The following is a 13,271-nucleotide window of genomic DNA, read 5'->3' as shown; positions in this document are numbered from 1 at the left end:
ATTCAGTTTGAAACCGCCCAGAACGGACCACCTGCGGCAGCTCCTTTTCGGGCTTCATTCATAATCAGCGACAGATCCCACTCCTGCTGGCTGCGCTTCTGGCTGGCAGGATCAGCAACAAGGATTTTTCCTTCGCTGGTAACACCCCGCAGGACAATAAAATGCCCGCAGGAGGTAAAGTGTCCTTTGCTCATAATGGCAACCACCAGCTTGCCGCCAGAAAGCGCGTCCACAATGTCCTGTGCGGACAAATCCCACACACAGGATAATCCATAGCCCTCGGCTGCGGCCGGTATCAGGCTGTGATAGGAGCCGTTCCCCTCACAGCGGTGTCCATTGGCGACAGACCAATTGGAAAGCTCTACGGGGTCATGGGGTTCTCCGGTCAGGGTGGATATGACAATGGACATGGCGGTGGGACCGCAACCGCCCTCTCCGATGGTGCCGGAAGTGCCGTACATCTTGTCCGCCCAGCGCTCATCAAGCTGGTTATAATAAACCACCTCCAAAACGCCGTCCGTGAATACGACTCCTTCATAGCTCTGTCCACTACCCTCAATATAATCCTGTTCATAAATACCGATATTCTGGTTATAACCGTAATTGATCTGCAAGTCCTTGATGGCGGCCAGTTCATCACCCATTGCCCATTCTGCGAATATGGATAACGGGCTGGTCAGTATATAAAGGATTAGGGCAATTAGCAAAAGCAAGGCAATTGCCGGGCCTAAAATAATAATGAGCAGACGTTTTCGCGCCTGCTCATCCGTTGCGGCTTGCGCCGCTATATGTGCCAGTAATTTGGCTGTAATCGGGTCTACTGCCATTAGCTTATCCTTTCCTGATTGTGCAGTTGTACCAACACAATTCTATAATATATAATTGAAAATTTATTTGTCAGCATTTCTGACGAAGATGTTTTATTCCTATTTACAATCTAATTTGGGATTGATAAAATTGTATTATCACATTAGAAAGCGAGGTTTTACTGATGGCTAAAATATTGAAAATTGATCCTATCACAGATGGTGTTCGCTATATAATTAAGTTCTATTTGGAAAGCGAAAAAGTAGCTAAATATTTTGATGCAAGCTGTTTAATGTCCGTACGAGAGATTTACCGCCTTGCAGATTTATATGTAAAGGAGAATGTCTTGTATTTAGATACCCCTGACAAAGACATGACCGACCATATCGGGACATTATTGAAGAACACAATAGAATCCACAGCGATAATTCCGTAAAAGATGGGGTGCAAATACAAAATTTGCACCCCATCTTCTTTTATCTTCCCCCCGCTTTTCCCATATACAAAAGCTTGTAATCGGGGATTTCAAAATTGACATGCAGACGCTTAGCGCCCACCATAAACAAGGCATGACCGCGCTTTCTTGCAAGTAAAAGCTCCTGTTCCGCTTCCGTCAAATCGTAGAGTTTGGCAGTTTCCTTCAAGTTTGGACCGTCTGTTCCCATCAAGAGCTTATAACACGGAATATCAAGCAGCGCCTGCCCATACTGCTTAATACTTTCGGAAAGAAAGTCAATGACGCTGTGAGAAATGATACCCAACGCCGCCTCATACTTTCTTGCCCGTTTCATAGCGTTGCGGAGATAAACAAGGGACTGCGGCACCTTTTGGTCAATCATCAGATAAGCCTCGTCGCAAATCAGCAGCACCCGTTCCTCCCGGTTCCGGCTCATCTGCTCCCAGCAGTAGGTGAGGATATTAAAATACTGTGTCCGTTTGATACTGTCGCTGGTTTCCTGTAAAGCGTTGGTATCCAAGCAGATAAACTGGCTATCACTGGTGATGGTGCTGTGTCCGTTCCAAATGAAGCTGTCCGCACCCTCGGCAATGTCATATAGCAGCAACGCAAGGTCTGCATATGCCTGCCTGTCCTGTTCGGTATCCGCCTTTTCTTTTACAAGCTGGTATAAATCAGAGAATATCGGAAAATCCTTTGGGCGCAAAGCGGCAATATTGGTATCCCATGTGATACCCAACTTTCGGTACAACTCTACAAGGCATTTCTTCAAGACCGCTTTTTGCATATCAGTAAGGCTGGGGATGTATAGACTGAAGAAGATTTCAAGATTTTTCATATGCAGGGCAAGGTCGTTCATGCCGTAGCCTTCATCCCGGTATAGCCGGTCGGCTTCCTTTTCCAGCTCATCATCACGGGGAGATGGCCGGACCTGCAAAGGATTGATTCTGCCGTTTGACCCACCCACAGCGTTGATCCAGTCACCGCCAAGGTTAAAGCAAAGGTCTTTGTATTCACTTTCCGGGTCTGCCACAAGGATTTTGGTGCCTTTCATGTACTCCGACATGATGATGTGTTTGATAGCGGTGGACTTGCCGACACCGGAATTGCCCATAATGACGAAATTGCTGTTGGTGCGGTCGCTTCCACGTTTCCAAATATCTACAATGACAAGACTGCCGCTTGCGTCCTGTGCAAAGTAGTAGCCCTCGCCATCATTAAAGCCCGAACTCGCAAAGGGAAAGCCACCCACAAAGGTAGACAGGGGAACAATCTTTTGCAGGATGCTTTCTATCTTTCCACTGGACGGAAAGGACGGAGAAATATGCTGAAAGCACTCCTTTTGCAGATTAGGAATGACCCTCATCTTGCACTTTAGCACGCTGATCATGCTTTCCGCACGGCGGCAGACCTTTTTGAAATTACGGTCATCCTTGGCAATGGGCATGACCGACACATTCATAAGCCCTACAGTTTCACCCTCACGATCGATCTGCATGATGATTTTCTCGCCGTCCTCGGCTGCTTTTTCCGCACGCTGACGGGTCAACGGGTCTTTAGCGCCCTCGGCAAATCCACGCTGTTGAACCACACTTCGGGAAATGGCATTAATCAGTGTTGCGTTATCTACCGGCTTAAAGCCAATGGATACGATAGTAGACGGAATATTTGTAATTTTAGACAACCATTCCGTTTCCACCTTTTGCGGATAGCGGATCAGTCCATATATCTTACCGAGATTTTCCCCCACAGAAAGACTGTTTTTCGTGAACTCCAGCCCCATAGGGGTAATGACATTGAGCAGGGCAGAATTAGTAATATTCCTTTCCTGCACGGTTTGTTTTTTAGGCATAGATGTCCTCCTTTAGCATTGGGATGCTGGCTTCAAATTCCGTATCCTCTAAATGCGTGTAGGAGGGATTGTTCACGAGGTTGAGAAGCCGCACAATCTCCTTTTCCGCAAGCACATCACAGCCGATCCCATTTGTGGTGAACTTCTCCGCCAGCAGGGATGCGCATTTCAGTAAATCCTTTTCCGCACCGTCCTCATACCTCTCCCAAATGGAAATATAGAATTGGCGCTCCACGATTTCGCCGGACAGCGCATAACTGCTCATCTGCAAAATCTCTTGCCGTAAAAGCTCTTTACGCCTGTCATCAGCGGTTTTAAGCATTCCCTGCATATCGGATATAAGGGGTGAAATGTCCACGGGTCTGCTGACTGCCATAAACTTAAACGGATACTGAATATCGGACAGCTCAGCGGTAAGCTGCTTAATCAGGGTGTTTTTTTCCGCTCTGCTGTAAAGGTCAATGCTGATTGCGTGAACGCGTAGATAAGTCAACACCAATCCGTCCTTGGTGTACAGGTACTTGTCTTTTACATCCCGCACATTGATAAACTGCTGTGCGGTCTGCATGGCCATGGTCGCTTCGTCTGACACCGGCCGTTTCTTAGCCGTTTTCAAGAACAAAAGTAAAAGACCGCCACCCACAAGGGTGACGGTCAGCATAATAATCGGGAATAAAAGTCCCTGCATTTATCTTTCCTCCATTTCTTCGGCGGTTTCCTCGTCTAATTCTTCCAGATGCCCAAACATCCGCCAGTAGCGCTCTCTATCCTCCTGCGCCTGCGGAGAATCCAGATATTCTTCAAAACGCATATATCCACGGGCAGACTCCAGCTTATCCTCAAGACCAGTGCTGCGCTGATAAATGGCAATCAGCCTGCCAAAATCATGGATGCCTCTTTCCTCGGCATGGGCAAGAAGCTTTTGCACGTTATCCAGCCACACATCAAGGTCAATGGAAAAACTGCCCATGGTGCGATACCATGGGCAGTTGGGGTTGTATTCCATCATAAAGCAGTTCTGATCGAGGTCAAATACCATACGCATTTCAAACTCGCTGCGTTCTGCGTAAGCCTTGTTGTATTCAGCCATTTCAGCAGGAGGAATACGGTTGCAGAACATATCCACATCATCCAGCCGGGGATTTTGATAAGCACCGTCATAGTCCAGATGTTCAAAAATATGGCTGACAGATTCCGACCGGGTCATTGTTTCCTGAAGCTTTTGCGCCTGGAACATCCATAATAGCGGTGACAGGGCATTTGCCCCGTGATACACGGAAAAGAAGCTGTTTTCTCCGTTTTCTCGTATAATATAAATGGCATGGTTTCCCATAGGCCACCTCACTTCACTGCGCGAATATGCCAGTCATCAAAAACCGTCCCTCGAATTGTCAAATCGTCCGTCAAATTGATTTGCAGCATCCCGGCAGGCGTCCATGAATCAAGGCATTCCGTATAAGTTGTGTACCGTCCGTCCGGGAACCACACCGGTGAAAAATGGCAGGGCTGGCCGTAGGTACTGTACTTGTTTTTCTGAAACTCAAAGGTACTGGAATAGCCGGTATTCAGCCGCTTTAATAATCTCCAGTAAGTCGAATAATTAAATTCCGGGAAGTACGCCACTACGTTTTGTACTCCAGTAATATGGCTGCTGGGAGCGGAGAAACGAACCTGCGCTGATACGCTGGCGTTCAACCCATACCCGCTTTTCATCGTTTTCCCCGAAGCGGTAGGCACCTTCTCATCCGGCTTGGTACTCAGATTGGCGGTCAGGCTTGCGGAATAAGAGAGCCAGGCATATTCAAACCAGCCCTCATCCTCCCAATATCCATCCTCATCGTCATCACCGCTGTGCCATACCCAATGCTCATGCCACCAGCAGTCCCATTCTCCCCATGTCAGGGTTGTAGTGTTTGGCTTATTCGGTGCAGACGGAATGCGAAAGCCATCATTGCGGTCGTTCGCCTGCGGGTCGGGCGGCGGGTTCTTATCAAGGTCTACAATCTCCGCTACAATTTCACTGCTGCTCAGAGAGCAGTTGCTGGTAACGGTAATCGTAATAAGTCCCGGCTCCTTGGGTGTCCGCCACTTCACCCATGCCAGTTGGGAGCCGTCCTCCGGGATGTAAATATCCGTATGGGAATAGGTCTTTCCGTTGATGAAAAACCTTGCGTATGCAGGATTATCCGGTGTTTTCTGTGAGCCAGTCGTAAGTGTGACGACTGTAATGACCTCTGTATCCGTGCGATAGGTCACTTTGCTTTCCTTGGGCGGTTCGGGGTCAGGTTCAGAGAAGCGGATAACGCCCATACCCAAGTATGTGATAATGGTTTCGTCACTCTGTGCTTTTGTCGTAGAACCGCTCCATGCCGGAAATCCCAAATCAGGGGTTTCTAAAAACATAGACAGGGGCAAATTTTTGTGGGACAAGGATACCATCTTACTGCGCAAGCCATTTCCAACCTGTTTGTTGTACAAAGCCGCTTCGGTGGCTGTCATGGCAAACATAACGCTGTTGTACTTAAAATACGCTATCGGCTCCAATAAAATCTTATACTTGCCGTTTATCAGGGTATCATAACCCAAGCCTGTAGCATTGGCAATATCCCGGATTGTTCCCTCACGGCAGAAGTAGCTTCGGATAGCCGCAATATTGCTGCTTCCATTGGAACTGACAATACGGGGCATAGCCTGACTTGGCTGATAACAAGCATATTTACTTGTATGTGGAGTAAGTCCTGTGCTGTTGCGATAAGATATTTTGCTTACCTTTCCAAAATGTACAGCCATATCGCTGTTGGAACCATTGGAAAAATCAATAGGGGTTGATACAGGCGTATTGTCACTGTCACGGACAACCGTAATCCGCACTCCGTCACGCCCCGGCGTCCATGAATTCTGCCCGGTTCCCTGACCCATTCCACCACCGCCGCCGTCAATGTTCGGATCGGCGGCATAAGCAGGCACGGCCAAAGAAAAAAGCATTGCCAGTAAAAGCAATGCATAGATCAGCTTTTTCAATTTATCACCTCCGAGAATAAAGAAATGGGATACAGCCGTAAATGACTGTATCCCATCGGTTTAAGTTATTCTGTTTTTACATATCGCCAACCGGCTCACCGGTTCCTGCATTCGGTGCCTCATGCACATCTGAACCGCCGCCTTCATCGTCAATCCAGCCAAATCCCGGTACATAAATTTTACCGTCCTGTTTTTCTCCGCCCTGCGGCTGGGTCTGCTCTTGTGTACTGTTAGAACTGTTTCCAGAACCTTGATTTGTTTCCGCAGGCGAGTCAGAGGGCGGTGTAGCCTCTGTCGGTGATTTCGGTTTTCCGTCAGATAGTTTGCTCTGTGGGTTTTCAGTGCCAGCAGGCGCAGCGGTTTCCTGCGACGGTTCTGCCGGAGTTTTTGACGGATCGGCCTCCGATGTATTGCTTTCTGTCTGTGCGATTTTCGGTGTTGCTTCAGGCTTGATTTCCGGCACAACGACCTGTGATTCGACAGGAGCCGTACTTTCGACAGGTGTTTCCTGCGGCTGTCCGCCCATAGTGCCAATATAATAGAACAGTCCTCCGGCAAGGCACACTGCCACAATAGATAATGCGGCGATTGCCGCTTTTTTCTTGGTGCTATAATCCTTTTTCATAACTCGGACCTCACTTTCATTGCAAATGAATGGTTTAGCCCTATATACCCATTTCGCTGTATTTACCCAACTCAATTATATCCTGAATTTTCCTGCGCGTCCAGACATTTTGTGAAAGTACATTTCACACGGAGCGCAGTCTGCTAAAACTTGGGCATATAGGCTGATCTTGTGCGTATCTCCATCGTAAACGGAGGGAGCGCATCCCATCCGAACGACAGAGGAATTTCAATGGTAATGCGGGCATCCGCTTCAAAGTTATCGTCTGTACTTCCCGGTGTCAAAGGTGCGTTTACAATATCCACAGAAAGCCCGGATAGGCGGTATTCATAACCGCTTTTGTCCTTTTTGATGTGATACCCCCCAGACTCATCGGCTCCCAGCAGATTATCAAGTCTGTAATACACATCATCATAATCAAGGTTTTCCTGCCAGCTTTCGCCGGACAGAGCGTACCCACCGGAGTAGCCCTCACGCAGCCCGTTATAGGTTTCGTCATAATTGGTGGTCGCTACGGTAATCACGGCCTGCTGGAGTCCGTCACGCACACCCTGTACAATGATTCCAAGCCTGAAAAACTCGGAGATCGCACAGATCAGAAGCAGAAGCCCTAAGATCAGGACAATGGTAAGAGGCGTGGAATGTCCTTTCCGGTCTTTCAAAATATTCCGCAATTGTATCATACTACACCCCCCTTACTTATAGTAGACTTCGGATTTACCCGTTGCCTTGGCCAGTATTTCAATGGGAAATGGACCAAAGATGAAGAATCCAATGTCCACCGTATCCGTCAGCAAAACCTCAATATCACCGTTTAGCTGTACCTTTTTTCCGCTGTAATAATCACAGTCCCAGCGAATATCCGGGTCAAGGCCGGTCTGCTTACGCATATGGGCAATCCGGGAATCCACACTGGTGCTGCCTTTGATTTCAGCCTCCCGCACGATTTCCGTAGCGAAAATATCAAGCTGTTGCTTTGAGGTAAACACCGGAAACAGTTGTACGGCGAAAGCCACCACCACCAGCAGGCAGAGGATGCCAATCGCAACATCAATATAGCCCTCGCCGCGTCTTGATTTCAGTAATTTTTTGAGCATATCTGCACCCCCTTAGAACATTCCCGACATGGCGCCGAGAATCTGATACCCCATAACGCCCATGTACAGGAGCAGCATACAGCCAAGGAGCAGAAAGGAATATTTGCGTATTTTAGGCGGCCGTTCCATTGCCAGCCTTTTCAGACGTTGCAGTTCTAATTGCTTCATATCGTGAGAGAGCATTTGAAAGAAGGTTACTCCGTCATCTCCGCGGAGAACACCAATCAGCCCACGCACCACATCAGAGAGCATGGCGCTGGACACTCTGGCTTCAAAGCGTGTCAGCGCACCCTCGTAGTTGCCGGTACGCATATCCGAGGTGGTAATGGCAAGCTCGTTTTTCATGGCTTTCCCGGCATTTTTCTGATAGTTCTCCAAAATAGAGAGGACATCACGGGTGGCTTTTAGCTCCTGCACCAGTGTTGCCGCAAAACGGGGCAATTCGTACTCAATCTCCTGCCGTCTTGCAGTAATGAGTTTTTCCGCCTTGCCGCTTTCCGTAAAGTAAACCGCAATACCTATGATGATAAAGGCCGGGAACAGTATGGGAGCAATCAGCAGGCAAGGAATTACACAGGTAAAAATCAGACCGGCCTTTACGATTGCCTGCGCCGCATATACCTCGGCAGTCATAGGGATTTCTGCGGATTTCAGAACTGCGGTCAGTTTTCGCTTCCGATACTCGTCCATGGGCAGAACCTTGGAGAGCTTTACCGCCAGCTCCATGATAAAGGCGTCGGAATCCCGTGCCTTTTTTCTCTCCCGTTTCCCGATACTAAGGATCGCCTTGGTTGCCTTATAGGTCGGCACGCTGAGAAGCTCCGCCGAAATCAGATAAAGCCCTGCTGTGAAAAACAGGGCAAAGAGCAGTAAAATCACATTCTGCATCTTCAAAACACCTCCTATCGCTTGTATTCAATGGGACGGGTATGCTTCGCAACAGCGGCCACCGACAGGAAAATCACACTAGCGCAGATTGCCAACAGCACCTTTCCAAACTCAGTGAACATCAATGTCTGATACCAGTCTTTGTTCAAAAAATACATGAGTGGAATACTCCCCAACAGGAGAATGACCATAGTAATGTATTCCTTGACCGGCTCAAACAAAAGCAAATCCAGCTCTGCCGATACCACCCGCATATCCGACAGCTTGGCGACAATGGGCGTCAGGGTGGTTTTCAGGTTATAATCGTCCTGACACGCAATGACCCCATCTACCCATTCATGAAATACTGCGTTATCAATCCCGGTCTTTAGCCCTGTCAAGGCTTCCTTGGTGTTTGAGTTGATGAGCTTGGCTTGTAATAGGAAATTTCGGAACACTTCCGCCACCGGGGGATTTAAGTATGGCTGGTTTTCCTCAATGGCACGGATGATGGTGTTTTTTCCTCTCAGGTAGCTGGTGGTGATGATGGACAGCGCCGTTTCCAGTTCAGTGTTGATTTGCCTTTTATGCCGCCCTGCCGTCAGCTTCACATAATAAAAAGGCAAAAGTGCCAAGCCAGCCGCCAGTACCGGAACAAGATAATTGTTTTTCATGGTGAGGGCAATCATGGCGCCCACTACGAACAAAAGCATGGACAAAATACACAGTGCAGTAAACATACCGCTTTTGCCTGTAATGCGCAGAACCTCCTTGGTTTCCAGAAAGAGCAGCTTTAGTCCCTTGGGCTGCTTATTCTTCCGGCTTTTTTCAATTCTGCTTTTCATAGAGGTTTTCTGCGGACGGATATAGGCCGCCAGCCCCTCCAAAAAAGTAAAGGGCGATAACGAAAGCAGGAAAAAGCTGCCCATTACCGCCAATAAAAACGCAAGCGTTACAAGTATTGTCAATGTTTTAAGCCTCCATTTCTTCTAATTCTTCCATTAAATCTTCATAGTCCTTGTACCGAGTTACAGTATCAGAAACCTCATGCAGATGGTCAACCATATCCCGGTGGCTCTCCGGCAGGCTCCAAGATGCAATCTCCGTTTTTATGTCTGAAAAGCTCCCAAGGAACCCCCAGCAGCAATCGGTTTCCTCGCCGTTTTCATACAACCGAAAACCGTAGCATTGACCGGAGAGGTAATAGTCATAGCACTCCACCTCACTTTTCAGCAGTGCTTCGGCTTTCTCATAGCTTTCAGGGGTCAGGCTGCCGTACTCTTTTTCAATATCTTCCGGTGTGGCGTAAATCCATCCAACCTGACCGGAATCCCACTCAGCGTGCTGCGCCCGTCCGAGAAAGGAACTGGCGGACATACGCAGCATGGAATGGTCATAGAGGTTTAGGGGCAGAATGATGTTTTTTTCTGCCGCCAGCGTGTAGAGGTCGGAATTAGGCAGGGTGTCCACAAGACTTTCAAAAATCTCCTGCCTGTTTGCGTCCAGTTTGCCGGGAAAAGAAGCCTCATCATACCATTTCTTAAAATGGGTATCATAGCTTTGGATTTCCCAGCTTCCGGCAGAACGGTCATATTCCAGCTTGACATGGGCCGCCTTGCCGGATTTCACATAGTCTATGACCGTATCCGGGGAAACGCTGTTTTGCACCAATTCCTTCAGCAAATCATTGGTATCTTCAAAGTGGTGTTCATCTCCAAGATTATACCGGCTGTGCCAGCAAATCATATGGCCGAAGTTATCCCAATCGGTGCGGGGATTCATCGGCTCGTCATCCAGCATGATTTGAAGCAGATACGGTTCTTTATAGGCTACCATGCTCATAAAAACGCACCTCCTTTATGCGCTCAAAAGCCGCTGCTGCAATTTCAGCGGCATACCGTTTTCACGGAGTCGCTTGCAAAGACTTTCAGACGGTTCGTGAACCTTTTCATAATGTCCAATAATCTTGGGCTTTCCGTTTTCTGTGAGAGTATCGGTGATATTGAAGCGGTACAGGGTACGCATGATAGGTGCTCCGCTTTTTACACCCACGCACTCGGCAATCTCCATCAGACGGCGGCTGTTGTCCTCCAGCTTCTTGGCAAAGGCCACCACGGGGAAGCCCCTTGTGGCAAGCCCCATCAGGGTGGCATCATCCATGGAACTGCTCTCCTTGCACAGCGCCGTCATACGGTAATAGGTGTCCTCGCAGCCGTTGGCATGGATGGTGGTCAGGGAGGTATGGCCGGTGTTTGCCGCTTTAATGGCTTGCAGGCTTTCCTCGCTTTTCATTTCCGCAACAACCAGAAAGTCCGGGTGCATGGTAAGGGCAAGCTCCAAGAGCTTCACCATGGATACCACCTGTTTGGGGTCGTCTGATTCCTTGGTGATAAAGTGAATGACGTTATTGAGGACCCTGCCCAGCTCGTCACGCTTCACGCTGTCAAACTCACGGCAGCCCTTTTCAATGGTAATCAGTCGCTTGTCGTTGGGTATCTGATCCAGAATCCAGCTCATCAACGTGGTTTTACCGGAGGAAGTTGCCCCGGTCATGCACATGGAAACACCGTAATAAAAAAACACCGAAAGCATATCCAGCATTTCGGTGGTGGCTGTGCCGTAAGCAACAAATTCCTCTTTTTTGAGCTTGCGTGGGTTGACAATACGGATGGATACGGAAAGTCCTTTTTCCTCATCCACAATACCCGGAGAGGTGGCTGTAATACGGATTTTGTTGGACAAATGGCCGATCACATAGGGTTTGGCATTATCCAGTATCATACCGGATTTGTGCAGCATACGCTTGATGACATCAAGGGCGTGCTGGGGAGAGGTAAAGCACTCTTTGGTAGGAAGAACCTCACCGTTAGAATAAATGACCTTTACATCATCCCATTGGTTGATATTCACTTCCTCTACATCGTCACGATAAAGGTACTTAGAGAGAAAAGAAAAGCCGGTCATTTCCCCATAAAGAAGCTCTGCCAGCTCATCCGGTTCCGTGCCGTCCACACCGATTCGTTGTTCCTCAAGATATTTTCGGATATAGCTGTGAATCAGCGCACGGCTTTGGTCGGGATCGTCCTTTAAGGTTCCGGCATAGTTTTTGCTGATATACTCCTGTACTTCTTTTAAGACCTCTGCAAAAGGGCGCAGCCGGATTTCGCCGCCCATCAGCCCTACATTGTTATGAATATCTAAGACATTCTGCAATTTATGTCCTCCCTTCGATTCAAAATGATTTCATATAAATGTTTCGGGCAGACCGGAGCCTTGTCGATTCTCGGTCTGCCCGGTTGGTTCCGGCTCCCGCCTTTATTGGTATAGCAGTAGGAGAAACCGCTTGCCAAAAGGCTTTTTCCGTTTTCTCCATCTAAAATGTAAGTGATGAGCCTGTCATAGCCCAACGCTACTGCTGCACGGCGGCAAGCTCCGTACAGCTTGGAGCAGGCATTCTTTGTGCCATCCGTACAGAGCCGCAGGACTTCCACGGTCATGTGCTGGTCAATACGACGTGATCGAGGTCTGCCAACGATAGCAACACCGCAGAGCCTGCCATTTTCATAGCAGGCAAGAGAAAAGCGGTGTCCTCTTACGGCTTTATGGTGTCGATGGTGTTCCATCACATAGGCATTGGCAGCCTTTAGCTCTATGTATCCGGTGGAAAGCATCAAAATCCCCCCCGGTTTTTGGCAAAGGGCAGTCGAAAGGCCGGTTTTCCTTTCGCTTTTTCTTTTTGCTTTGCTCCGGCTGTATCCGCAGCAGCGGGAGGGACTGGCTTCACCTTAGATTTGACCGATTGTATCCCTAAAAGCTTTTCAATCCCCGCTGTGTATCCTGTACTTTCCGGCTGGACCAGCTGTGTCAGCAGGGTCAGCTCGTCATACTGCTGTTCCAGCTCTGGCGCATAGGGCAGCACAAATTCCGTACCGCCTAACTGCTGAGATACGGACTCCCAATCCTGTCCAGCTTTCAGATTTCCGATCACAGTTTGATGGGTATCCTTGCGGAAACGGCTGTCCGCCAGCATGGGATTGTGGGTCAGATAATAAGATACGCTCTTTAGGTTGGCGGTTCCCAGCCGTAAAACCCTGTCCGCAAGCTCGATTGCCACAATGGAGGCAGGGTCAGCCTCAATATAGGCGGTACAGTCAATAATGATGTAGTCAGCCAGATAACGGAGCAGCACAAAAAGCTCCACCGCCTTGTCCCGTGTGATCTGCGGATACATCATCAGGCTTTCTCCAGCCTGATACCCTAAGAAACTGATGAATTCACTTTTTTCCGTTGGCACACAGGCATTCAGAATAGCCGCCTGTGTCAATGCCGGGGCGGTCAAAAGGCTTCCCAGCGAAGTGTCCTGCTTACTATCTGCCGGTAAAACTGTGGGAATGACCGGTGTAAACGGATCGCAGAATACCACAATCACATTCTTTTTTGCCATCGAAAGCGTCAGGGCAAGTTTAAGGGCAGCGGTGGTTTTCCCGCTGCCCGGACTGCCCATGATGGCAATTACCTTATCTTGATCCATATATTCAGCCTCCG

Annotated in this window: 15 protein-coding genes; 1 reads left to right on the top strand and 14 read right to left on the bottom strand. The window is 48.6% G+C overall.

Going from position 1 to position 13,271, the window contains the following annotated elements; translation table 11 throughout:
* Positions 1 to 2: 2 nt before the first annotated feature.
* Entirely contained in the window at positions 3 to 827 is an 825-nt protein-coding gene (locus QA584_RS08875; RefSeq protein WP_278274159.1) for a C39 family peptidase, read from the bottom strand.
* A 164-nt stretch (positions 828 to 991) separates the two neighbouring features.
* On the opposite strand from QA584_RS08875, the gene QA584_RS08870 reads away from it, so the two are divergent.
* Positions 992 to 1,243, top strand: coding sequence for a hypothetical protein (locus QA584_RS08870; protein WP_278274158.1), 252 nt, complete (start codon positions 992 to 994; stop codon positions 1,241 to 1,243).
* Positions 1,244 to 1,283: 40 nt separating this feature from the next.
* On the opposite strand, the gene QA584_RS08865 is transcribed toward QA584_RS08870, so the two are convergent.
* The 13 genes from QA584_RS08865 to QA584_RS08805 form a co-directional block, all read right to left on the bottom strand.
* Complete coding sequence (locus tag QA584_RS08865) at positions 1,284 to 3,116, bottom strand: VirB4 family type IV secretion system protein (protein ID WP_278274157.1); 1,833 nt, start codon at positions 3,114 to 3,116, stop codon at positions 1,284 to 1,286.
* Entirely contained in the window at positions 3,109 to 3,804 is a 696-nt protein-coding gene (locus QA584_RS08860; RefSeq protein WP_278274156.1) for a hypothetical protein, read from the bottom strand. Before QA584_RS08860 ends, QA584_RS08865 begins: the two co-directional genes overlap by 8 nt.
* Entirely contained in the window at positions 3,805 to 4,449 is a 645-nt protein-coding gene (locus QA584_RS08855) for a hypothetical protein (protein WP_278274155.1), read from the bottom strand.
* A gap of 8 nt (positions 4,450 to 4,457) precedes the next feature.
* The gene (locus QA584_RS08850) at positions 4,458 to 6,137 is read right to left on the bottom strand and encodes a hypothetical protein (RefSeq protein WP_278274154.1); all 1,680 of its coding nucleotides are present in this window, start codon (positions 6,135 to 6,137) and stop codon (positions 4,458 to 4,460) included.
* Positions 6,138 to 6,213: 76 nt separating this feature from the next.
* On the bottom strand, positions 6,214 to 6,762 hold the full coding sequence (locus tag QA584_RS08845) for a DUF6550 family protein (RefSeq protein WP_278274153.1): 549 nt from the start codon (positions 6,760 to 6,762) through the stop codon (positions 6,214 to 6,216).
* Between the two features lie 143 nt (positions 6,763 to 6,905).
* Complete coding sequence (locus QA584_RS08840; protein ID WP_278274152.1) at positions 6,906 to 7,445, bottom strand: hypothetical protein; 540 nt, start codon at positions 7,443 to 7,445, stop codon at positions 6,906 to 6,908.
* 12 nt (positions 7,446 to 7,457) lie between these two features.
* On the bottom strand, positions 7,458 to 7,859 hold the full coding sequence (locus QA584_RS08835; protein ID WP_278274151.1) for a DUF4320 family protein: 402 nt from the start codon (positions 7,857 to 7,859) through the stop codon (positions 7,458 to 7,460).
* A gap of 12 nt (positions 7,860 to 7,871) precedes the next feature.
* Positions 7,872 to 8,747, bottom strand: a complete 876-nt coding sequence (locus QA584_RS08830) for a secretion protein F (protein WP_278275133.1) — start codon at positions 8,745 to 8,747, stop codon at positions 7,872 to 7,874.
* A gap of 14 nt (positions 8,748 to 8,761) precedes the next feature.
* On the bottom strand, positions 8,762 to 9,694 hold the full coding sequence (locus QA584_RS08825) for a type II secretion system F family protein (RefSeq protein WP_278274150.1): 933 nt from the start codon (positions 9,692 to 9,694) through the stop codon (positions 8,762 to 8,764).
* Positions 9,695 to 9,698: 4 nt separating this feature from the next.
* Positions 9,699 to 10,568: a hypothetical protein gene (locus QA584_RS08820; RefSeq protein WP_278274149.1), complete on the bottom strand. Its 870-nt coding sequence runs from the start codon at positions 10,566 to 10,568 to the stop codon at positions 9,699 to 9,701.
* 15 nt (positions 10,569 to 10,583) lie between these two features.
* A complete protein-coding gene (locus tag QA584_RS08815) occupies positions 10,584 to 11,939 on the bottom strand; it encodes an ATPase, T2SS/T4P/T4SS family (protein ID WP_278274148.1) in 1,356 nt (451 codons plus the stop codon).
* Positions 11,924 to 12,397: an XF1762 family protein gene (locus QA584_RS08810; protein WP_278274147.1), complete on the bottom strand. Its 474-nt coding sequence runs from the start codon at positions 12,395 to 12,397 to the stop codon at positions 11,924 to 11,926. The genes QA584_RS08815 and QA584_RS08810 overlap by 16 nt, the downstream gene beginning before the upstream one ends.
* Entirely contained in the window at positions 12,397 to 13,257 is an 861-nt protein-coding gene (locus QA584_RS08805) for a zeta toxin family protein (RefSeq protein WP_278274146.1), read from the bottom strand. The genes QA584_RS08810 and QA584_RS08805 overlap by 1 nt, the downstream gene beginning before the upstream one ends.
* Positions 13,258 to 13,271: the final 14 nt, after the last annotated feature.

It is taken from the genome of Anaerocolumna sp. AGMB13025 (assembly GCF_029689925.1).
In the GTDB taxonomy this organism is placed as follows: domain Bacteria; phylum Bacillota; class Clostridia; order Lachnospirales; family Lachnospiraceae; genus Anaerocolumna.
This window is presented reverse-complemented; position numbering and strand designations above follow the sequence as displayed.